The 21,920-nt window shown below is 71.8% G+C and carries 20 protein-coding genes and 1 tRNA gene; 13 read left to right on the forward strand and 8 right to left on the reverse strand.

The features are described from left to right. Nucleotides 1–8: 8 nt before the first annotated feature. Complete coding sequence (locus tag ACFW48_RS02900) at nt 9–1,619, reverse strand: beta-N-acetylhexosaminidase (RefSeq protein WP_386309834.1); 1,611 nt, start codon at nt 1,617–1,619, stop codon at nt 9–11. Nucleotides 1,620–1,707: 88 nt separating this feature from the next. Between ACFW48_RS02900 and ACFW48_RS02905 the strand changes: the two genes are divergently transcribed. The 3 genes from ACFW48_RS02905 to glmS all read left to right on the forward strand — a co-directional run bounded on the left by ACFW48_RS02905 (nt 1,708) and on the right by glmS (nt 4,785). Beyond that, on the forward strand, nt 1,708–2,598 hold the full coding sequence (locus tag ACFW48_RS02905) for a DUF4429 domain-containing protein (protein WP_386309836.1): 891 nt from the start codon (nt 1,708–1,710) through the stop codon (nt 2,596–2,598). A gap of 78 nt (nt 2,599–2,676) precedes the next feature. Next, the gene (locus ACFW48_RS02910) at nt 2,677–2,934 is read left to right on the forward strand and encodes a hypothetical protein (protein ID WP_055417062.1); all 258 of its coding nucleotides are present in this window, start codon (nt 2,677–2,679) and stop codon (nt 2,932–2,934) included. Nucleotides 2,935–2,967: 33 nt separating this feature from the next. Beyond that, the gene (gene glmS, locus ACFW48_RS02915; RefSeq protein ID WP_386309838.1) at nt 2,968–4,785 is read left to right on the forward strand and encodes a glutamine--fructose-6-phosphate transaminase (isomerizing); all 1,818 of its coding nucleotides are present in this window, start codon (nt 2,968–2,970) and stop codon (nt 4,783–4,785) included. A 173-nt stretch (nt 4,786–4,958) separates the two neighbouring features. Here the strand turns inward: glmS and ACFW48_RS02920 are convergent, their stop codons facing one another. Further along, nucleotides 4,959–5,525 carry a GPR1/FUN34/YaaH family transporter gene (locus tag ACFW48_RS02920; protein ID WP_386309841.1) on the reverse strand — a complete coding sequence of 189 codons (567 nt, stop codon included), beginning with the start codon at nt 5,523–5,525 and terminating at the stop codon, nt 4,959–4,961. 142 nt (nt 5,526–5,667) lie between these two features. After that, entirely contained in the window at nt 5,668–6,195 is a 528-nt protein-coding gene (locus tag ACFW48_RS02925; protein WP_055417064.1) for a universal stress protein, read from the reverse strand. Nucleotides 6,196–6,490: 295 nt separating this feature from the next. Between ACFW48_RS02925 and ACFW48_RS02930 the strand changes: the two genes are divergently transcribed. The 4 genes from ACFW48_RS02930 (at nt 6,491) to ACFW48_RS02945 (ending at nt 9,388) form a co-directional block, all read left to right on the forward strand. Next, complete coding sequence (locus ACFW48_RS02930; protein WP_386309844.1) at nt 6,491–6,844, forward strand: hypothetical protein; 354 nt, start codon at nt 6,491–6,493, stop codon at nt 6,842–6,844. 387 nt (nt 6,845–7,231) lie between these two features. Continuing rightward, nucleotides 7,232–8,425, forward strand: coding sequence for a helix-turn-helix domain-containing protein (locus tag ACFW48_RS02935; protein WP_386309845.1), 1,194 nt, complete (start codon nt 7,232–7,234; stop codon nt 8,423–8,425). 198 nt (nt 8,426–8,623) lie between these two features. Continuing rightward, nucleotides 8,624–9,226, forward strand: coding sequence for an oligoribonuclease (gene orn, locus ACFW48_RS02940; protein ID WP_386309848.1), 603 nt, complete (start codon nt 8,624–8,626; stop codon nt 9,224–9,226). 89 nt (nt 9,227–9,315) lie between these two features. Continuing rightward, nucleotides 9,316–9,388 (forward strand) — tRNA-His (locus ACFW48_RS02945). A gap of 147 nt (nt 9,389–9,535) precedes the next feature. Here ACFW48_RS02945 and ACFW48_RS02950 read toward each other — a convergent pair. Next, entirely contained in the window at nt 9,536–10,591 is a 1,056-nt protein-coding gene (locus tag ACFW48_RS02950) for a LacI family DNA-binding transcriptional regulator (RefSeq protein WP_386309849.1), read from the reverse strand. Nucleotides 10,592–10,955: 364 nt separating this feature from the next. Between ACFW48_RS02950 and ACFW48_RS02955 the strand changes: the two genes are divergently transcribed. The 4 genes from ACFW48_RS02955 (at nt 10,956) to ACFW48_RS02970 (ending at nt 15,769) form a co-directional block, all read left to right on the forward strand. Further along, nucleotides 10,956–12,281 (forward strand): extracellular solute-binding protein, encoded by a 1,326-nt coding sequence (locus tag ACFW48_RS02955; RefSeq protein ID WP_386309851.1) that lies wholly within the window; start codon nt 10,956–10,958, stop codon nt 12,279–12,281. Nucleotides 12,282–12,286: 5 nt separating this feature from the next. Next, complete coding sequence (locus ACFW48_RS02960) at nt 12,287–13,297, forward strand: carbohydrate ABC transporter permease (protein WP_386310252.1); 1,011 nt, start codon at nt 12,287–12,289, stop codon at nt 13,295–13,297. Between the two features lie 12 nt (nt 13,298–13,309). Further along, nucleotides 13,310–14,218: a carbohydrate ABC transporter permease gene (locus ACFW48_RS02965; protein WP_386309853.1), complete on the forward strand. Its 909-nt coding sequence runs from the start codon at nt 13,310–13,312 to the stop codon at nt 14,216–14,218. A gap of 111 nt (nt 14,219–14,329) precedes the next feature. Continuing rightward, entirely contained in the window at nt 14,330–15,769 is a 1,440-nt protein-coding gene (locus ACFW48_RS02970) for a GH1 family beta-glucosidase (RefSeq protein WP_386309855.1), read from the forward strand. A gap of 120 nt (nt 15,770–15,889) precedes the next feature. On the opposite strand, the gene ACFW48_RS02975 is transcribed toward ACFW48_RS02970, so the two are convergent. After that, on the reverse strand, nt 15,890–17,305 hold the full coding sequence (locus ACFW48_RS02975; protein ID WP_386309856.1) for a sensor histidine kinase: 1,416 nt from the start codon (nt 17,303–17,305) through the stop codon (nt 15,890–15,892). Beyond that, nucleotides 17,302–18,018 carry a response regulator transcription factor gene (locus ACFW48_RS02980; RefSeq protein ID WP_386309858.1) on the reverse strand — a complete coding sequence of 239 codons (717 nt, stop codon included), beginning with the start codon at nt 18,016–18,018 and terminating at the stop codon, nt 17,302–17,304. Before ACFW48_RS02980 ends, ACFW48_RS02975 begins: the two co-directional genes overlap by 4 nt. A 119-nt stretch (nt 18,019–18,137) precedes the next feature. Between ACFW48_RS02980 and ACFW48_RS02985 the strand changes: the two genes are divergently transcribed. Next, nucleotides 18,138–18,698, forward strand: coding sequence for a hypothetical protein (locus ACFW48_RS02985; protein ID WP_386309860.1), 561 nt, complete (start codon nt 18,138–18,140; stop codon nt 18,696–18,698). Between the two features lies 1 nt (nt 18,699). Here the strand turns inward: ACFW48_RS02985 and ACFW48_RS02990 are convergent, their stop codons facing one another. Both ACFW48_RS02990 and ACFW48_RS02995 read right to left on the reverse strand, forming a co-directional pair. After that, complete coding sequence (locus ACFW48_RS02990) at nt 18,700–19,569, reverse strand: spermidine synthase (RefSeq protein WP_386309862.1); 870 nt, start codon at nt 19,567–19,569, stop codon at nt 18,700–18,702. Nucleotides 19,570–19,658: 89 nt separating this feature from the next. Then, nucleotides 19,659–20,042, reverse strand: coding sequence for a hypothetical protein (locus tag ACFW48_RS02995; protein ID WP_386309864.1), 384 nt, complete (start codon nt 20,040–20,042; stop codon nt 19,659–19,661). Between the two features lie 297 nt (nt 20,043–20,339). Here ACFW48_RS02995 and ACFW48_RS03000 point away from each other — a divergent pair, with 297 nt between their 5' ends. Beyond that, on the forward strand, nt 20,340–21,806 hold the full coding sequence (locus ACFW48_RS03000) for a hypothetical protein (protein ID WP_386309866.1): 1,467 nt from the start codon (nt 20,340–20,342) through the stop codon (nt 21,804–21,806). Nucleotides 21,807–21,920 lie beyond the last annotated feature (114 nt).

Raw genomic sequence — 21,920 nt, forward strand, 5'->3', positions numbered from 1 at the left:
GATGCGGGTCAGTCGGCCGGCCAGGGCACCTGCGGCGACCGGTAGTAGTCGATCCCCAGCGCCTCCCAGCGCGGCGCCTGCTCGGCGAGCCGCACCTTGTAGGTGTCCCAGTCGTGCGTCCTCGCCGGGGACCAGCCCAGCTCGGCGACGCCCGGCAGCCTCGGGAAGGCCATGAAGTCGAGCTGGTCCGGGGTCTCCAGGGTCTCCGTCCACATCGGCGCCTCGACGCCCCGGATCGCGGAGGCCGGGGCGCCCGGCAGATAGGCGCCAGGGTCCCAGTCGTAGGACCGCCGCGCCTCCACGTAGCCCGCCCAGGACAGGCCCAGCGGGGTGTCCTTGGTGTACTTCATGTCCAGGTACGTCCGGTCGGCCGGGGACAGGATCAGCCCGGTCCCGTTCTGGGCGGCCTTCGCGACCTGCGCCTTCTCCGCGTCGCTGGTGCGGTCCAGGCCCCAGTACTGGATGAGCGCGCCCTCGGCGGGGGTGGCGCCGGCCAGCTGGTGCCAGCCGATGACCGTCTTGCCGTACTTCGCGACGACCGGCTGCACGCGGTCCATGAACCGCACGAAGTCCTCGTGCGGGGTGGAGTGCGCCTCGTCGCCGCCGATGTGGAGGTAGCGGCCCGGGGTGAGCGCGGCGATCTCGCGCACGACGTCGTCCACGAAGTCGTACGTGACCTCCTTGTCCACGCACAGCGAGCTGAAGCCGACCTTGGTGCCGGTGTACAGCGGGGGCGCCACGCCGTCGCAGTTCAGCTCGGCGTAGGAGGCGAGGGCCGCGTTGGTGTGGCCCGGCATGTCGATCTCGGGGATCACCTCCAGGTGGCGGGAGGCGGCGTAGCGGAGGATCTCCTTGTAGTCGGCCTTGGTGTAGTAGCCGCCGGGGCCGCCGCCGACCTCCGTGGAGCCGCCGTACGTCGCCAGGCGCGGCCAGGAGTCGATGGCGATGCGCCAGCCCTGGTCGTCGCTGAGGTGCAGGTGGAGCTTGTTGTACTTGTAGAGGGCGACCCGGTCGATGTAGCGCTTGACCTCGTCGACGGTGAAGAAGTGCCGGGAGACGTCCAGCATGGCGCCGCGCCAGCCGTAGCGCGGGGTGTCCTCGATCGTGCCGCCCGCGACCAGCCAGGGCCCGGGCTGCGCGGAGTCCCTCTCGACGGCGGCCGGCAGGAGTTGACGGAGGGTCTGGACGCCGTGGAACAGGCCGGCGGCCTCGCGGGCGGTGATGGTGACGCCGCCGCGGCCGCTGTCCAGTCGGTAGCCCTCGTCGCCGTACGGGCCCTTGGCCAGGCGCAGCTGTATGCCGCCGTGGCCGTGGGAGGTGACGGGGAGTCGGTAGCCGGTGGAGGGCCGCAGGAGGTCGGCGAGGTAGTCGCCGACGCGGCGGGCCTCGCGCGAGTCGTCGACGCGGATGTGGGTGCCACGGGTGATGCGGTACGGGGAGCCGCCCGGGTCGACCGACGCGGGAGCCGGAATCACCCGGTCCAGAGGGGTGGTCGCCGGTGTCCTCCGGTCCGGCGCCGCGCCGGTGGTCATGGCGCCGACCGCCGCCACCAGCAGCAGCGAGCCCAGGATCCGGGTCAGTCGGGGAGTCGTTCTGTGGTGCCGTCGAAGAGGTCTCACGTGCGCTCCCTTCACGATGGTGCACAGATGGGTGTAGACCACTCTCTCTCACAACCGCCGTACGCAGAAGCGGTGAAACAATCCGCGCATGGCGGAAATCATCCAGAAGGACGGAACGTGGGTCTTCGACGGCGACACCCTGCGGCTGACTCCCGGGCGGGACAAGAACGTCAGCCTGCTCCGCAGGGAACTGGGTGAACTACTCGTCCCGCTGGCGGCGTTGGCGGGCATATCGTTCGAGCAGGGCAAGAAGTCGGGGCGGCTGCGGCTGCGCCTGCGGGACGGCGCCGACCCGTTGCTGCACGCGACCGGCGGCCGGCTGACCGAGCCGCACGACCCGTACCAGCTGACCGTGGAGTCCGACCGGTACGGCGTCGCCGAGTACTTCGTGGACGAGGTGCGCAACGCCCTGCTCCTGGACCAGGTTCCGTCCGGCCCGGTGGACGAGTACCTGCTGCCCGGCCCCTCGGTCCCGCTGTCGGTGTCCGCCGGGGACGGCATCGCGAGCTTCGACGGCGAACGCGTGCGCCTGGAGTGGAAGTGGCAGGCGGAGGACGCCAAGTCGGCCGCCGGAGCGCGCTCCCTCCCCCTCGCGGACATCACCGCGGTGGAGTGGCAGCCGACGGTCGGCCTGGAGAACGGCCACCTCCGCTTCACCGTGCGGGCGGCACCGACCAAGGTGCCGCCGAAGTACGACCCCAACGCGGTGGAGCTGTGGGGCTTCAAGAAGGACCCGCTGATGGCGCTGGTGGCCGCGGCCGTGCAGGCCCGCCTCCCGCACCCGGCCGCACCGGCGGCCCGTGCCGCCCTGGAGGACGCCCGGCCGGCCGATGACGCGCCCGCCCCGGCCCCCGCCACCGAGGACGACCACGACGCGCTGCTGCGGCGGCTGCGGGAACTGGGCGAACTGCACCGCTCCGGGGTGCTGACGGATGAGGAGTTCACCCTGGCGAAGCAGGCGGTACTGAAGCGGATGTAACCGCACACACGCAGCAGGCTTGCCCGAAATCGGGCAGGATTCTTGCGAAACCCTCACCCGTACCCCAGGATCTACCGGGTGCACGACGAACTCGTTGATCATCTGACGCGGTCCACTCCCCTGAGCCGGGGCGAGGCGCTGCGCGTGATCCAGGACGTGCTCGCCTACTTCGACGAGACGACCGAGGAGTACGTCCGTCGCCGCCACCGCGAGCTCCAGGCCCAGGGCCTGGTGAACGCGACGATCTTCGAACGGATCGAGGCGGACCTGAAATACCGGGCGGTCGCACCGCCGGAGCTGTCGCTCCGCCAGCTGCGCCGCATCGTCTACGGCTGAGAAGCCGAAGAGGGACACGAGGTTTACGTATACATGTGCGGAATCGTCGGATACATCGGCAAGCGTGACGTCGCGCCCCTGCTGCTGGAGGGCCTCCAGCGCCTGGAGTACCGCGGCTACGACTCGGCGGGCATCGTCGTCACCTCGCCGAAGGCGGCCGGCCTGAAGATGGTCAAGGCCAAGGGCCGGGTCCGCGACCTGGAGGCCAAGGTCCCGGCGCGCTTCAAGGGCACCACCGGCATCGCCCACACCCGCTGGGCCACCCACGGCGCCCCGTCCGACCTGAACGCCCACCCGCACATGTCGGCCGACAACAAGGTCGCCGTCGTGCACAACGGCATCATCGACAACGCCGCCGACCTGCGCCGCAAACTGGAGGCGGACGGCGTCGAGTTCCTCTCCGAGACCGACACCGAGGTCCTCGTCCACCTCATCGCCCGCTCCGAGGCGGCCAAGCTCGAGGACAAGGTCCGCGAGACCCTCCGGGTGATCGAGGGCACGTACGGCATCGCCGTGATGCACGCCGACTTCCCCGAGCGCATCGTCGTCGCCCGCAACGGCTCGCCGGTCGTCCTCGGCATCGGCGAGAAGGAGATGTTCGTCGCCTCGGACATCGCCGCGCTGGTCGCCCACACCCGCCAGATAGTCACCCTCGACGACGGCGAGATGGCCACCCTCAAGGCCGACGACTTCCGCACCTACACCACCGAGGGCACCCGCACCACCGCCGAGCCCACCACCGTGGAGTGGGAGGCCGCCTCCTACGACATGGGCGGCCACGACACGTACATGCACAAGGAGATCCACGAGCAGGCCGAGGCCGTGGACCGCGTGCTGCGCGGCCGGATCGACGACCGCTTCTCCACCGTGCACCTCGGCGGCCTCAACCTGGACGCCCGCGACGCGCGCGCCGTGCGCCGCGTGAAGATCCTCGGCTGCGGCACCTCGTACCACGCGGGCCAGATCGGCGCCCAGATGATCGAGGAGCTGGCCCGCATCCCCGCGGACGCCGAGCCCGCCTCCGAGTTCCGCTACCGCAACGCGGTCGTCGACCCCGACACCCTGTACATCGCCGTCTCCCAGTCCGGTGAGACGTACGACGTGCTGGCCGCCGTGCAGGAGCTGAAGCGCAAGGGCGCCCGCGTCCTCGGCATCGTCAACGTCGTCGGCTCGGCGATCGCCCGCGAGGCCGACGGCGGCATGTACGTGCACGCCGGGCCCGAGGTCTGCGTCGTCTCCACCAAGTGCTTCACCAACACCTGCGTCGCCTTCGCGCTGCTCGCCCTGCACCTGGGCCGCACCCGCGACCTGTCCGTGCGCGACGGCAAGCGGATCATCGAGGGCCTGCGCAAGCTGCCGCAGCAGATCTCCGAGATGCTGGAGCGGGAGGAGGACATCAAGAAGCTGGCCGCGCAGTACGCCGACGCCCGCTCGATGCTCTTCATCGGCCGCGTCCGTGGCTACCCGGTCGCCCGCGAGGCCTCCCTGAAGCTCAAGGAGGTCTCCTACATCCACGCCGAGGCCTACCCGGCCTCCGAGCTGAAGCACGGCCCGCTCGCCCTGATCGAGCCGGCCCTGCCGACGGTCGCGATCGTGCCGGACGACGACCTGCTGGAGAAGAACCGCGCGGCCATGGAGGAGATCAAGGCCCGCAGCGGCCAGATCCTCGCCGTCGCCCACCAGGACCAGGAGAAGGCCGACCACACCATCGTCGTCCCGAAGAACGAGGACGAACTGGACCCCATCCTCATGGGCATCCCCCTCCAACTCCTCGCCTACCACACGGCCCTGTCCCTGGGCAGGGACATCGACAAGCCGCGGAACCTCGCCAAGTCGGTGACGGTGGAGTAGAAGCGCCCCGAAGGGGCGCGGGGCTGCATCGATGTGGGCTCCGCCGCGTGGGCGCGAGCGACCCCCACGCACCCGCACGGGCAAAGAACCGAACGGCCCCCCCACGTATGCCACCAGACACGCGGGGGGGCCGTCCCGTCGCCGGGGGCCGCCCAACCCCCGGCCTGCGGCAGCTAAACCGTCACACCCCGGCCCGCGGCGCGCCCGCGCAATGCCGTGGGCCAGTGCGCCAGCACCGCGGTCGCCGCATACCAGGCGACCGCCCCCGCGGCGACGGCGAACCATCCACCCGCCTTCCCCAGCGCCCCACCGTCCGCGAAGGCGGCGATCGAGAGCAGCAGCAGGGACACGCAGAGCAGCCCGTACATCCCCTGCCCGAGCAGATCGCCGCCGGCGAACGCGAGGGAGAGGGTGACGAGGGCGAACAGGAGCAGGAAGAGTCCGGCCGCGTTGGCGGAGACCTGGTGGCCGGCCGAGACGGCCCAGGTGAACCACAGCGCGCCGAGCACGGTGAAGGCCGTACCGGAGGCGGTGTCCTGGTCGCGCAGGGCCAGCAGACCGGCGACGAAGAGGGCGACGCCGCCGACGTACTGGGCGACGGTCACGGCGTCGGCGGCCGTCACGCCGTCGACCACGCCGGTGTGGCCGACGCCGAAGGCCAGCAGGGTGACGCCGAGAGCGAGTCGGCCGACGATCGTGAGGGTGCTGGTGGTGTTTCCCGCGGAGACGTCGTTGTCCACGGCGGGCTCCCTTCATGCATGTGCGATTGTGCGGTGACCGGTATATGCCCTTCACAAGGGCACAAACACCTCTACGCGTCGGTAGCTTCACGTTGCATGACAGGGAGGGACTCCGGGGCGGCCGGAGCCGCCGCCCGCGCTGTTACGGAATGACCACCACGGGCCGCTTCGCCCGCTTGGCGAGCCGGCCGGCGACGGAGCCGAAGAGGCGGCCCACCAGGCCGTGGCTGGAGCCGACGACGATGGCGTCCGCCTCGTACTCCCGGCCCACCTCTTCGAGTTCGTGGCAGATGTCGCCGCCGCGCTCGACCAGGATCCAGGGCACCTCGGCGAGATAGTCCGCGCACGCCAGCTCCAGACCCAGCACCTCGGTGCGGTGGTCCGGTACGTCGACGAAGACGGGGGGCTCGCAGCCGGCCCACACGGTGGTGGGCAGCCGGTTGGCGACGTGCACGATGACCAGGCCCGAGCCGAGCCGGCGTGCCATGCCGATGGCGTACGCGAGGGCGCGCTCACTGGATGTGGAGCCGTCGAAGCCGACGACGACACCGTGCTTGAAGGCTGGGTCGCACGACTGGCGTGGCTCTTCGGCCGCCAGGGGCTCGGCCGCCGTAGGTTCGGCGACGGGCCGCTTGCGGTCCGCGGGTTCGAAGAATTCGTGACCGGCCATGGCTGTCTCGGCGTTTTTATCCTCTATGGGGGACAACAGTGGGCGGCGGAGCCGTGTGTCCGGGAATGGTCTTCCCAACCCCATACCCCCAAGGGTACGGCGCCACGCCTCCTTTACCCGGATCCCGCGTACGGTCCGCCGCGGGTTCCCCGGAGCATGCCCGAGGGGGCGCCCGTAACGCAATGGTTGCTGCGCTGTACAGGCGGTTTGCACAGGATTCAACTGTCCGTGATCGGTCGTGACCGGTGCGTCGCACGGGCGTTGATCTCCATGCCACCAGCCCCAGGGAGCACGCATGTCCGGACCGCACCAGCGCCCCGAGCCGCCGTCCGGCGCACCCGACATCCCCGATCCGGCCGCGCCGTCCCGGGACGGCGTCACCGATCTCGTCCGCTGGGCGGCCTTCAGCTGCTTCCTCGTCCCGGTCGTGCTCCTCTGGTACGGCACCTCCTTCGCCGGCGCCGTCGGCACGGCCCTCGGCCTGGCCGCCGTCACCGGCGCCTGCCGCCTGCTGCTGCGCCGGTCCGAGCGCGCCGCGGCACGGCCGGCCGGCGAGGATGGCGCGGTACGGGCCGGACGCCGGCACCGGGCCGGGCCGCCGACACGCAGGGGCGGACGGCACGCAGGAGAAAACACACCGGTCGACTGACCGGTTTCCGCGCACGCGTCCGCTTCTTTTCAGCCAACTTCTGAGGGTGGCTCATCACTGCCCCCCACCACCCCCCAACCCCCGTTCCACCTGCACGGAAAGGGTCTCCGGGACCCTGCGCACCCTACGGGGATTGGCCACTGCGACAAGGCGCACTTCCCTGGGGCGCCCCGGAGTGCCACGCTTCGTGATCGACTGCTTCACGCCAAGTTGCCATGTCGACAATGTCCCAAGTGCCGAACCGGCCACCTCGGCGCGATGGGACACAGTAGATTCGATCTTGACTGTCTACGGCGGGGGACTCGTGCAGGACCGAGGGGAAACGTGTTGGAGCGACAGACCCGAAAGGATCAGGGCGCCGCGACCACCGAGGGGGGCTTAGCAGTTATGAGCCACGACTCCACTGCCGCGCCGGAAAACGCGGCCCGGAAGCTCTCCGGGCGACGCCGCAAGGAGATCGTCGCGGTGCTGCTGTTCAGCGGCGGCCCCATCTTCGAGAGTTCCATACCGCTGTCGGTCTTCGGGATCGACCGCCAGGACGCCGGCGTGCCGCGCTACCGACTGCTGGTGTGCGCCGGCGAGGAGGGCCCGCTGCGGACCACGGGCGGCCTGGAACTCACCGCGCCCCAGGGCCTGGAGGCGATCTCCCGGGCCGGCACCGTCGTGGTGCCCGCCTGGCGGTCGATCACCTCTCCGCCACCGGAGGACGCGCTCGACGCCCTGCGCCGGGCGCACGAGGAGGGCGCCCGCATAGTCGGGCTGTGCACCGGCGCCTTCGTGCTCGCGGCGGCGGGCCTGCTCGACGGCCGCCCCGCGACCACCCACTGGATGTACGCGCCGACGCTGGCCAAGCGCTATCCGTCGGTGCACGTCGATCCGCGCGAGCTGTTCGTGGACGACGGCGACGTGCTGACGTCGGCGGGCACGGCGGCCGGCATCGACCTGTGCCTGCACATAGTGCGCACGGACCACGGCAACGAGGCGGCCGGCGCGCTGGCCCGCCGCCTGGTGGTCCCGCCGCGCCGCTCGGGCGGCCAGGAACGCTACCTCGACAGGTCTTTACCGGAGGAGATCGGCGCCGACCCGCTCGCCGAGGTCGTCGCCTGGGCGCTGGAGCACCTCCACGAGCAGTTCGACGTGGAAACGCTGGCGGCCCGCGCGTACATGAGCCGCCGTACCTTCGACCGCCGCTTCCGCTCGCTCACCGGCAGCGCCCCGCTGCAGTGGCTGATCACCCAGCGGGTGCTCCAGGCGCAGCGCCTGCTGGAGACGTCCGACTACTCGGTGGACGAGGTCGCGGGCCGCTGCGGGTTCCGCTCTCCGGTGGCACTGCGCGGCCACTTCCGCCGCCAGCTCGGTTCGTCCCCGGCCGCCTACCGGGCCGCCTACCGGGCACGCCGCCCGCAGGGCGACCGGCCGGTGGCCCCGGAGGCCGGCACCGAGGGAGCCTCCCGGGTTCCCGTCCCACCCGAGGCCGCCGCGCTGCCACCGGAGAACGCGGTCCCGTTCCAGACCCGCCGCGCGGCAGCACCGGTGCCGGCCACGGCGGCGAGCCTGCCCGGGCAGCGCAGCGCACCGTGAACCTGTGAACGCCGGACGAGCGATTCCGTCCGTCCGGCCGCACCCTCCGACGCCGGTCGGGCCGACCCACTCAGCCCGTCCGGCGTTTGCGGACGAGGCCGTCCAGGCCGATGCGGGGGCCCGGGGGCGGCAGCCCCCGGCGAGGCCCACACCGATGCCGGGGGCCCATCCGACGGAGGTCGGCCGTAGGGTGTCCGCATGAACGATCGCATGGTGTGGATCGACTGCGAGATGACCGGCCTCTCGCTGTCCGACGACGCGCTCATCGAGGTGGCCGCCCTCGTCACCGACTCCGAGCTGAACATCCTCGGCGAGGGTGTCGACATCGTCATCCGTCCGCCGGAGCGGGCCCTGGAGACGATGCCGGAGGTGGTGCGTCAGATGCACACCGCGTCCGGCCTGCTCGCCGAGCTCGACGGCGGCACGACGCTGGCGGACGCCGAGGCGCAGGTCCTGGCCTACGTCCGGGAGCACGTGAAGGAGCCCGGCAAGGCCCCGCTGTGCGGCAACTCGGTCGGCACCGACCGCGGCTTCCTGCTGAGGGACATGGCGACGCTGGAGGACTACCTCCACTACCGGATCGTCGACGTCTCCTCGATCAAGGAGCTGGCCCGCCGCTGGTACCCGAGGGCGTACTTCAACAGCCCCGAGAAGAACGGCAACCACCGCGCGCTCGCCGACATCCGCGAATCCATCGCCGAACTGCGCTACTACCGGGAAGCCGTCTTCGTCCCGCAGCCCGGTCCCGACTCCGAAACCGCCAAGGCGATCGCCGCGAAGCACGTCCTGCCTTCCCACTGAAAAGGCGTGCGCGAGCACCCCTTCGGACCCTGTACACTTTTTCTCAGCCGGTCGGGGAAGCCCACCACGGGTTCCGAAGACCGGCCATGGTGGGTGTAGCTCAGTTGGTAGAGCACCTGGTTGTGGTCCAGGTGGCCGCGGGTTCAAGTCCCGTCACTCACCCTGATCCGTCAGCCGGTGACCTTCGCGAGAAGGTCACCGGCTGACTGCGTTCCCTCGCACACCGGACCGACGACGAGGCCGCGCAGCGGCCGATGGCCCCGGGGAGAGGTCACCGGCCGACGCCCCGCCTCCCCCCGCCGGGGCACGTCACGACGACGCCCGCTCCACCAGCTCCGTCGCCAGCACCACCTGGTGCCGCTCCAGCCCTCGCGAGGCCGCCGGGCGACGGTCCGCGATCTCGGTCAGCAGCAGGTCTATCATCGCGCGGCCCATCTCCTCGATGGGCTGCCGCACACTGGTCAGCGGCGGCTCCATGTGGCGGGCGATGGCCGAGTCGTCGTAGCCGACCAGCGCCACGTCGTCCGGGATGCGCCGGCCAGCCTCGCGCAGGGCCTGCCGGGCGCCGGCCGCGGTGACGTCCGAGCCGGCGAAGACGGCGTCCAGGTCGGGGCGGCGGCGCAGCAGTTCCACCATGGCGCTGCGCCCGCCCTCCTCCGTGAAATCCCCCGCCTCGATCAGCTGCTCGTCCGCCTCGTGGCCCGCGTCACGCAGGGCCTCGCGGTAGCCGTCGACGCGCCGCTGGGCACCGTAGACGTCGAGGCGGCCGGTGATGTGCGCGATGCGGCGGCGGCCTCGGGACAGCAGGTGTTCGACGGCGGAGCGGGCGCCGCCGTAGTTGTCCGAGTCCACCGACGCCAGCGACTCCCGGGCCGAGCGCGGCCCGCTGATCACCGCCGGGATCTCCAGCTGGGACAGCAGGTCGGGCAGCGGGTCGTCGGCGTGCACCGAGACCAGCAGGACGCCGTCCACGCGGTGCGCGGCCAGGTACTGGGCGAGGCGCTGCCGCTCCCGGTCGCTGCCCGCGAAGATCAGCAGCAGTTGCATCTCGGTGTCGGACAGTTCGGAGCCGACACCCTTCAGCATGTCCGAGAAGTACGGTTCCGCGAAGAAACGGGTCTCCGGCTCGGGCACCACCAGCGCGATCGCGTCCGTGCGGTTCGCGGCCAGGGCACGGGCCGCCGTGTTCGGAACGTAGCCGAGTTCCGCGACCGCCGCCTCCACCGCCGCCCGGGTCGCGTCGCTGACCCGGGGCGAGCCGTTGATCACCCGGGAGACCGTGCCTCTGCCGACGCCCGCCCGTGCCGCCACCTCTTCGAGGGTGGGCCGGCCACCGCTCCGCCCACGCGCTCCGTGGCTTGCCATCGGCTCCGCCTCCCGTCGACACCCCGCACTCTGCGGCTGGCCTGGAATTTAACAGGCCGGTCGGGTGTAATGACCGGCCCCGGGCCCGCCGCCCGCCGTGCGGAGGGCTCCCCACGCCGCTCGCGATGGCCAGTTAACAGGCCGATAACTGAACGCACTTCGTCGCGTCCGGTCCCTTGACACCCCCGCCCGGACCGACGACTCTTCAACACATCACTTGTGGGAGCGCTCCCACACTACCTGGCACATACACATCCCGCACGTTCCCCGCCCGAGCCGCAGCGTCGAACGAACCACATGAAGCAGCGGGTCCAACCCAGTAGTTGGCCGGGGGGTCGGCACGTCAGGGCAACAGGAGGACGCAATGCGAGCAGCACGTAATCGATCCGCCCGCAAGGCGGTGGTCGTCGCGGCCATCGCGTCGCTGGGCGCCGGGCTGCTGGCCGGCTGCGCCGACGACGGCAACGACGAGGACAGCACGTCGTCGGGCGACAGCAGCGGCAAGACCACCATCACCCTCGGCCTGTTCGGCACCATGGGCTTCAAGGAGGCCGGCCTCTACGAGGAGTACGAGAAGCTCAACCCCGACATCAACGTCGAGGAGACCGTCACCGAGCGGAACGAGAACTACTACCCCGCTCTGGTCAACCACCTCACCACCGAGAGCGGCCTTCAGGACGTCCAGGCCATCGAGGTCGGCAACATCGCCGAGGTCGTCGAGACCCAGGCGGACAAGTTCGTCGACATGGCCAAGGTCGAGGGCGTCCAGCCGAGCAGCTGGCTGGACTGGAAGTGGAAGCAGGGCGTCACCAAGGAGGGCCAGGCGGTCGGGCTCGGCACCGACATCGGCCCGATGGCCATCTGCTACCGCAAGGACCTCTTCGAGAAGGCGGGCCTGCCGACCGACCGCGACGAGGTCGGCGCGCTGTGGGCCGGGGACTGGAAGAAGTTCGTCGAGGCCGGCGAGAAGTACAAGAAGGGTGCCGGCAAGGACACCTACTTCATGGACTCCCCCGGTGGTCTGATCAACGCCATCCTCAGCAGTGAGGAGGAGAAGTTCTACGACTCCTCCGGCGAGGTCATCTACAAGAGCAACCCGGCCGTCAAGGCGGCCTTCGACCTGACCGCGGAGGCGGCGGAGAAGGGCCTGGTCCAGGCGCAGACCCAGTTCCAGCCGGCCTGGGAGCAGACCATCTCCAACAACCTGTTCGCCACCGTCGCCTGTCCGCCGTGGATGATCGGCACCATCAAGGGCAAGTCGCAGCCCGAGGCGGCCGGCAAGTGGGACGTGGCCGTGGCGCCGAAGTCCGGCAACTGGGGCGGCTCCTTCCTGGGCGTGCCCAAGAGTGGCAAGAACGTCAAGGAGGCGCAGAAGCTGGTCGCCTGGCTGACCGCGCCGGAGCAGCAGGCCAAGCTGTTCGCCGTGCAGGGCAGCTTCCCGAGCGCACCGGCCGCGTACAAGCTGCCGCAGGTGACGGACGCGAAGAACGAGATGACCGGTGCCGCGCCGATCGGTGACATCTTCGCCAAGGCCGCCGAGGCCATCCCGGCCCAGGTGATCGGCCCGAAGGACCAGATCATCCAGCAGGGTCTGACCGACAACGGCGTCATCCTCGTCACCCAGGGCAAGTCGCCCGAGGAGGCCTGGGAGAACGCCACCAAGACCATCGACAACAACCTGGAGAAGTGACCGGAATGACCACCCGGCACGACACCGCCGCGCCCCCCGCGAAGGGGGGCGCGGCCCCGGGCCGACCGCCCGGTGAAGCGGTCTCCCCCGAGGCGGCCAGGAAACGGGCCCGGCTCTCCCGCCGCTGGCAGCGCGACATGCGCTGGAGCCCGTACGCGTTCGTCGCCCCGTTCTTCGTGTTCTTCGCCGCGTTCGGCCTGTTCCCGCTGATCTACACCGGCTGGGCCTCGCTGCACACGGTGGAGCTGACGGCGCCCACCGACATGGCGTGGACGGGCCTGGACAACTACACCAGGATCTTCGACGACGACTTCTTCTGGAACGCCGCGAAGAACACGCTGACCATCGGCATCATCTCCACGGTGCCGCAGCTGATGATGGCGATGGGCCTGGCGCACATCCTCAACTACAAGCTGCGCGGCTCCACCTTCTACCGGGTCATCATGCTCGCGCCGTACGCCACGTCGATCGCCGCCGCCGCGCTGGTCTTCGTGCTGCTCTTCGGCCGCGACTACGGCATGATCAACTGGGTCCTCGACTCGGTGGGCCTGGGCAAGGTCGACTGGCAGAACGACAAGTGGGCGTCCCAGTTCGCCGTCTCGTCGATCGTCATCTGGCGCTGGACCGGCTACAACGCGCTGATCTACCTGGCGGCGATGCAGGCGATCCCGCAGGACCTGTACGAGTCGGCGGCGCTGGACGGTGCCAGCCGCTGGCGGCAGTTCATCCACGTCACGCTGCCCGCGCTGCGTCCGACGATCCTGTTCACGGTCGTCGTGTCGACCATCGGCGCCTCGCAGCTGTTCGGTGAGCCGCTGCTGTTCGACGCCAACAAGGGCGCCTCGGGCGGCGGCCAGCACCAGTTCCAGACGCTCGGCCTGTACTTGTACGAGCAGGGCTGGGTCAACCAGCACCTGGGCCGCGCCTCCGCGATCGCCTGGACGATGTTCCTGATCCTCATCGTGATCGGGCTCGTCAACTACGTCATCTCGCGCCGGCTGCGCGCCAGTAGTTAAGGAGAACCGGCCGTGACGACGACCCTGACGAAACCCCCGGCCGAGCCGGTGCCCGAACCTCCCCGGCGGCGCCGCCGGTCCAAGGCGTCCCGCGCCGGCGGGCAGCTGCACGCCGGACCGATCGCGTACATCATCCTCGCCGTGTTCACGCTCGGCTCGCTGTTCCCGCTGGTGTGGACGGCGATCGCCGCCTCCCGCGACAACCAGCGCCTGGCCCAGACCCCGCCGCCGCTCTGGTTCGGCGCCAACCTGTTCGACAAGCTGGAGATCGCCTGGACCGACGCCAACATGGGCGAGGCGATCCTCAACACCACGATCGTCGCGGGGATCTCCTCGGCCACCGTCGTCTTCATGGCGACGATCGCCGGCTTCGCCTTCGCCAAGCTGAGGTTCCGGGGGCGCAACGCGCTGATGCTGGTCGTGGTCGGCACGATGATGGTGCCGCCGCAGCTCAGCGTCATCCCGCTGTACATGATGGTCGCCGAGCTGGACTGGTCCGACCAGCTCCAGGCGGTGATCTTCCCGTCCCTGGTCAGCGCGTTCGGCGTGTTCTTCATGCGGCAGTACCTGCTCCAGGCGCTGCCGGACGAGATCATCGAGGCCGCCCGCGTGGACGGCGCCAGCAGCTGGCGGGTGATCTGGCACGTGGTGTTCCCGACGGCCCGGCCCGCGATGGCCGTGCTCGGCATGCTGACGTTCGTGCAGGTGTGGAACGACTTCCTGTGGCCGTTCCTGGTGCTGACGCAGAACGGCAACCCGACCGTGCAGGTCGCGGTGGCGGGCCTCGGCCGCGGCTTCACCCCCGACCAGGCACTGATCATGGCCGGCGCGCTGCTCGGCACGCTGCCCCTGCTGCTGGTCTTCGCGATCTTCGGCAAGCAGATCGTGGGCGGCATCATGCAGGGCGCCGTCAAGGGCTGACACCCCACCTCGGGGGCCGGGTCACAGTCGCCCCGACCCCGCCCTCCCCCCTCGCCATTACTACACGCCGGTCTCTCATGACCCGTCACGACCTGCTATGGGAGCGCTTCCATGCTTGAGTCCGCAACGCCGGTGACCCCGGTGACCTTCCCCCCCGCCTTCCTGTGGGGCGCCGCGACCTCGGCGTACCAGATCGAGGGCGCGGTGCGGGAGGACGGCCGTACCCCCTCGATCTGGGACACCTTCAGCCATACGCCGGGGAAGACGGCCGGTGGCGAGACCGGTGACATCGCTGTCGACCACTACCACCGCTACCGCGACGACGTGGCGCTCATGTCCGAGCTGGGTCTGGGCGCCTACCGCTTCTCCGTCTCCTGGCCCCGGGTGCAGCCGACCGGCCGCGGCCCCGCGGTCCAGCGCGGCCTGGACTTCTACCGACGTCTGGTGGACGAGCTGCTGGCCGCCGGGATCAAGCCGGCCGTCACCCTCTACCACTGGGACCTGCCGCAGGAGCTGGAGGACGCGGGCGGCTGGCCCGAGCGGGACACGGCGTACCGGTTCGCCGAGTACGCGCAGATCGTCGGCGAGGCGCTCGGCGACCGGGTCGAGCAGTGGATCACGCTCAACGAGCCGTGGTGCGCCGCCTTCCTGGGCTACGCCTCCGGGGTGCACGCCCCCGGCCGTACCGACCCGGCGGCGTCGCTGCGCGCCGCGCACCACCTGAACCTGGCGCACGGCCTGGGCACGGTGGCCCTGCGTTCGGTGATGCCGGCCCGCAACTCGGTGGCGATCAGCCTCAACACCTCCGTGGTCCGGCCGCTGTCGCAGCGGCCCGCGGACCTGGCGGCGGCGCGGAAGATCGACGACCTGTCCGGCGGGATCTTCCACGGCCCGATCCTGCACGGCGCCTATCCGGGGACCCTGCTGGAGGCGACGGCGTCGGTGACCGACTGGTCGCACGTCGAGGACGGCGACCTCGGCCTGATCCGCCAACCGCTGGACGCGATCTGCCTCAACTACTACACGCCCACCGTGGTGTCGGCGGCGGACGCGGACTCGCGCGTGCCGCGCGCCGACGGACACGGCTCGAGCGACCACTCGCCGTGGCCGGCCGCGGACGACGTGGCGTTCCACCAGCCGCCGGGCGACCGTACGGAGATGGGCTGGAGCGTCGACCCGACCGGCCTGCACGAGCTGATCATGCGCTACAGCCGCGAGGCTCCCGGCCTGCCGCTGTACATCAGCGAGAACGGCGCCGCCTACGACGACAAGCCCGGCGCGGACGGCACGGTCCACGACCCCGAGCGGGTCGCCTACCTGGACGGCCACCTCCGGGCGGTCCGCCGGGCCATCGCCGACGGGGCCGACGTCCGCGGCTACTACCTGTGGTCCCTGCTGGACAACTTCGAGTGGGCCTACGGCTACGAGAAGCGGTTCGGCGCGGTGTACGTCGACTACGTCTCCCAGCAGCGCACCCCGAAGTCGAGCGCCCTCTGGTACGGGCGCGCGGCCCGCACGGCGACGCTGCCGCCGGTGGAGTCGGCCGAGTAGACCGCCGCCCCCGTGGGCTGGGGCGGTGGAGGGGCGGGGCGCGGCATTCCACGGGGGGTTCCGCGCCCCGGCCTGTGGGGTGCGCGGGGGGGCAGTTGTAGGCGGCGAAGGAGGGTGGGCTCAAGGAAGGGATCGGGACCGGTCAATGGTCGCGGCCGGCCGGGACTGCCTGCGGCGGCGCACCGACCCCCGGTGCCCGCGCTGACGTGCCGGCGCCGCCCGCCCGTCCAACTGGATCCAGATCCGCACCTCGGTGCCGCCGAGCACGGAGGAGCCGATCCGTACGTCCCCGCCCGTCGACTCCGCCAGCCGGCGCACGATGTCCAGGCCGAGCCCGGTCGACCCGTCATTGCCCGAGCCCCGGCCCCGGGCCATCGCCGCGGCGGGGTCGGGTATGCCGGGACCCGCGTCCGAGACCAGGACGATCACCGCGTCCTCGCCGTTGTGCAGGTCGACGGCGAAGGCCGTGCCCTCGGCGGTGTGCCGGAAGACGTTGCCGAGCAGGGCGTCGAGGGAGGCGGCCAGATCCGCGCGTGCCACGGGTACGCGCACCGGCCGGTCGGCGCCGGCCACCCGCCACTTGCGGCCCTCGTCCTCGGCGAGCGCGGACCAGAACCCCATCCGCTCACGCACCACCTCGGCCGCGTCGCACCCGGCGCCGGGGCCGGCCGCGGCCGTCTGCGGTTTGGCGTCCCGGGCGGTGCGGATGATCGTGTCGACCTCGCGCTCCAACTGCTCGACGGCGGCCCGGGTCTGGTCGGCGGCCGGCCCGTCGCCGAGCGAGGCCGCGTTGAGCCGCAGCACGGTCAGCGGGGTACGCAGACGGTGGGACAGGTCGGCGGCCAGCTCCCGTTCGTTGGCCAGCAGCTGGACGACCTGGTCCGCCATGGAGTTGAACGCGACCGCCGCGAGGCGCAGTTCGTTCGGTCCCTCCTCCGGCACCCGCGCGCCCAGTTTGCCCTCCCCCAGCTCGTGCGCGCCCTCGACCAGGCGTTGCGCGGGCCGCACCATCCGTACGCCCAGCCGGTCGGCGACCGCGACCGAGCCGACGATCAGGGCGGCACCGACCGCGGCGAGCACCGCCCAGGCCGTGCCGACGCCGTTGGTGACCTCGGACTCGGGGACGTAGACCTCGACGACGGCGATCTCGCCGGAGCTGAGCGCGACCGGCTGGAGCAGCGTGGAGCCGCCGGCCACCTCCGTGGTGGAGGCGCGGCCCATCTCGCGTACGGCGGCGATGTCCTCGTCGGTGGCGCGTTGCCGGCCGATGTCGGTGCCGCCCCCGGTTTCGGCACCGGAGGCCGGTATGTGCACGGCCATCCCGGCGTCCGAGCCCGCGGAGGCGACGACGCGCTCCAACTGCTCGCGGTCGGTGGTGATGGACAGTGCGGGGGCGACGGCGGCCGCCTCCCGCTCCGCGTTGGAGAAGGCGCGGTCCCGGGCCATCTCCCGGATGACCAGTCCGAGCGGGACCGCGAAGGCGACCACCACCATCGCGGTGACCGCCAGCGACACCTTGACCAGGGCCCATCTCATCGCGGCGGCTCCGTTCCGGGAAGCCCCGTGGGCGGCTCCAGCTTCACGCCGACGCCGCGCAGGGTGTGCAGGTAGCGCGGCCGGGCCGCGGTCTCGCCGAGCTTGCGCCGCAGCCAGGACAGATGGACGTCGATGGTCTGGTCGTCGCCGTAGGACTGCTGCCAGACCTCGGCGAGCAGTTCCTTGCGGGGGACGACGACTCCCGGCCGGCCGGCCAGGAAGGCGAGCAGGTCGAACTCGCGGCGGGTCAGGTCGAGCCGGGCGCCGTCCAGTTCGGCCTGGCGGCGCAGCGGGTCGACGGTGAGGCCGCCGACTTGGATGACGGTCGACGGGGCCGCCTCGGCGGGGCCGGTCCGGGCACGGCGCAGTACGGCCGCCATCCGGGCCGACAGGTGCTCGACGGAGAACGGCTTGGTGAGGTAGTCGTCCGCGCCCGCGTTCAACAGCCGTACGACCTCCGCCTCGTCGTCCCGGGCGGTGGCGACGATCACCGGTACGTCGGTGATGCCGCGCAGCATCTTCAGCGCCTCGGAGCCGTCCAGGTCGGGCAGTCCGAGGTCGAGGATCACCACGTCGAAACGGAAATGGGCGACCTCGCGCAGCGCCTCCAGTGCCGTGCCGACGCTGCGCACGGTGTGCGAGGCGTCGGTCAGATGCCGGATGAGCGCCGAGCGTACGAACTGGTCGTCCTCGACCACGAGCACACTTGCCATGGGCGGCACCGTACGCCATGCGAGTGAGCCCGGTGCGAGCCTGTGGACAACTCCGGTCCGCCCCCGTGCCGCCCCGGTTCGGGCGACACGCGTGGGACCCGTGAGGCAGTATGGCCGCGATGCGCAGAGGACTCGTACACGTACTCGCCTGGCTGCTCGCCACCGGCGCGGCGGTCACGCTGTCCTGGTGGGGCGTCCACACGGTGATGGCGGGCACGGCCTACGACCGCCCCCGCGCCCTGCCCATCACGGCGGCCGACGCGTCCGTGCGGGAGGCTCGGGAGTCGGAGGACGCCGGAGGTTCGGGGTCGTCGGCCTCGTCCACCAGGCGGCCGTCGCCGTCGGGCAGTCCCTCGCCGGAGCCGAGCGGGACCCCCGACGAGCCGTCCCCCACCCCGTCGCGGACCGCGCCGTCCGCCTCCGCCGAGGCTCCGGCGAGTCCCTCGCCCACCACGTCCGGCCGGGTCAGGAGTTACGACACCGCCGGCGGCCGTGCGGTCTTCGACCTCGGTACGTCGTCCGCGTCCCTGGTGTCGGCGACGCCGGGTGCGGGCTGGTCGATGCAGGTGTGGAAGACGGAGTCGTGGATCCGGGTGGAGTTCACCTCGGGCGCGGACCGGGTGTCGGTGTTCTGCACCTGGCACGACGGGCCGCCGCGGGTGGAGATCGGCAGCTACTGAGTCACTGGAAGACGGACGGGGGCGGCGCCGGGGAGGCCACCGCCGCCGCGTCCGTCACGGGTACCGCGCCGCCGGTGAAGTCGGTCAGCGCGCGGCCGTGTTCCACGCGCGCGGGGTGCGGGTCGGAGGCGGCGCGGCGGGTGAGTTCGGCGACCGGCAGCGGGTGGTCGGAGGCGACGAGGACCGCGTTGCCGAAGCGTTTGCCGCGCAGCACGGCCGGGTCGGCGACGAGGGCGAGTTCCGGGAAGCGGTCGGCGGCGGTGGCGATCTGGCCGCGCAGATGGGCGAGCGGCGGACCGTCGGCGAGGTTGGCGGCGAAGACCCCGCCGGGCGCGAGCGCGCGCCGGACCTCGTCGAGGAACTCGGTGGACGTCAGATGGGCCGGGGTGCGGGCCCCGCTGAAGACGTCCGCGACGACCAGCTGTGCCCAGCCGTCGGGCACCTTGGCCAGCCCGGCGCGGGCGTCGGCGGAGCGCACCCGGATCCGCGCGCCGGGGTCCAGGGGAAGATCCCGGCGGACCAGCTGGACGAGGCCGGCGTCCTTCTCGACGACCTGCTGGGTGGAGCGGGGGCGGGTGGCGGCGACGTAGCGGGCGAGGGTGAAGGCGCCGCCGCCGAGGTGCACGGCCTGCACGGGCTTGCCCGGCGGGACGGCCAGGTCGATGACGTGCCCGAGGCGGCGCTGGTACTCGAAGGACAGGTACGCCGGGTCGTCGAGGTCGACGTGCGACTGCGGGGCACCGTCGATCAGCAGCGTCCAGGCCCGGCTCCGCTCCCGGTCCGGGATCAGCTCGGCGAGCCCGCCGTCGACGTTCTCGGCGACGGCTTCGGCGGCAGCGCGCCCGCGGCGGGCGTTCCTGGACTTTCCCATCGGCCCATTATCGGCGCACCGGGACAACGCCGTACGGCTGGATCGGGGCGCCGTCGCTCTCCTGCGACCTGCTCCGCCGGACAGCACACCTAGCTGCAGCTGTCCGCGGCCTCGATCAGCCGGGCCGCCTCGCCCAGCGCGGCCCGCAGTACCGCGGGGTCGGTCGCCAGGTCCGCCTCGCCGGGCGGCAGCAGCCAGTCAGAGCCCTCCACGGGCGGCTCGGGGGCCAGGTCGAGGCTCAGTCCGCGGCCGTCCGTCTCCGTGCAGGTGCTTCCGGGCACGTCCCAGGCGGCGGCCGTGCCCGGGGGCACCAGGAACCCCAGGGTGTCGCAGCCGTCGTCGTGGATCACGGGGCCCACTCCCTCACCGGCGCCCCTTCTGAGGATGTCGACCGCCTCCAGACCCTGCCGGGTCGGCACGGTGACGACGTCGCAGGCTTCGCAGGGGGGATCGCTGATCCGTCTGGTATCCATCCCGGCCTCCACCACGGAACTCCTCCTTGGACGAGCGGGTCGAGAGTCGGGGGCCTCCCGGTCCACAGGGTTCAACGCGTCGGACCGTCAACGGCTACGGCACAAGTCAGCCGCAAAGGATGGCACTTCATGGCAGATCGTGGATGAGATATCCGGTTTGTAGCCAAACACCGCGTGGTCACTCCGTCACAGCAGGTACGTTCTTGCTCGCCGGAAACAGGGCCGACAAACGGAGAAACCCCTATAACTCGCTCCTGTCCCGGCATGGTTCGACGGTTCGCACGAGAGGACCCGGCCATGGCGTCGTCAACGGTGACCTCCGCCCAGCCCGATCGGCCAGCGCGGCCGAACCTCGCCTTCCGGCGGTTGCGCGGCAGGCGCTCGCCGGCCGAGTTCGCGGCGGCGGTGCGCCGGGCCGCGCGCGAGATCGGCGAGCGGGTCAGCTGTGACGCGCGCTACATCGGCCGGGTCGAGGCGGGCGAGATCCGCTGCCCCAACTACGCGTACGAGCGGGTGTTCCTGCACATGTTCCCCGGTCGCACGCTCACCGACCTGGGGTTCGCGCCCCGCTCGTCGGTACGCGGGCGCCGGGCGCACACCGCGCAGGACGCGCCCCCGGCGTACACCGAAGGGTCTCCGCGCGCCACAAGTGAGAAGCGGGGCGCGGGCGAGCCGTATGAGACGCAGGACACGCACGACCCGCACAACACGCAGTACCCGTACGACACGCACGACAACAACGAGGAGAGCGACGTGCTGCGTCGCGCATTCATGACGAGCGGTGCCACGGTGGCCGCCGCCTCGCTGGGCCCCCTGGGGCCCGCTCTCGACGCCGCGGCGGCTCAACGCCCCGTGCGCCGGGCAGGGGCGGGCGACGCGAGCGCCCTCGAAGAAGCCGTCCGCCGGATCCGGCTGCTCGACGACCGGCACGGCGCCGACGGTCTCTACCGGCGCGCGGCGGCCCCGCTGCGTACCGCGTACGCGCTGCTGGACGCCGGCGCGACCCGGCAGGCGACGGCGGACCGGCTCTACTCGGGCGCCGGTGAACTGGCGATCTCCGTGGGCTGGCTGGCGCACGACTCCGGGCGCTTCGACGACGCGCGCTCCCACTACGCCGAGGCACTCGCCACGTCCCGGATGACCGGCGACGCGGGGCTGGAGGCGCACGCCTTCTGCAACATGGCGTTCCTGGCCCGCGACGCCGGGCGTCCGCGTGAGGCGGTACGGGCGGCCCAGGCCGCGCAGCGTGCCGCCCGCCCGCTGGGCTCGGCCCGGCTGATGTCCCTGCTGGCGCTGCGCGAGGCGGGCGGGTGGGCGGGGCTGGCCGACCGCGTCGGCTGCGAGCAGGCGCTGGCCCGCGCGCAGGCCTTCTTCGGGCGGGGCCCCTCGGACGCCGACCCCGAGTGGATGAGCTTCTACGGCGCGGCCGAGCTGGAAGGACTGGAGGCCCAGTGCTGGTCCACGCTGGGCGACTGGCCCCGGGCGGCCCGGCACGCGCGCCGGGCGGCCGAGCTGCAGGACCCGCACTTCACCCGGAACCTCGCGCTGTACTCGGCGGAACTGGCGGACGACCTGGCGCGCGGCGGCCGGCCCGACGAGGCGGCGGGGGCGGGCATGCGGGTTCTGGACCTGCTGGGCGAGGTCCAGTCGTCACGCGTCCACACGATGCTGTCCGCGACGGCACGGGTGCTCCTCCCGCACCGGCGGGCCTCGGAGGTCTCGGCCTTCCTGGACCGTCACGCGGCCCTGCCACGAACGGCGTGACCCGGTCACCACTCCCCCAGCCGCGGGCAGTCGTGCCTCCCCCAGTGCCTGAACGGCCTGGGAGGTACCCCCAGGGGCGGCACGGGTGGGCGGTGGGGGTCCCTCCGCTCGAGC

The sequence above is a fragment of the Streptomyces sp. NPDC058812 genome (genome assembly GCF_042744565.1).
Lineage (GTDB): Bacteria > Actinomycetota > Actinomycetes > Streptomycetales > Streptomycetaceae > Streptomyces > Streptomyces thinghirensis.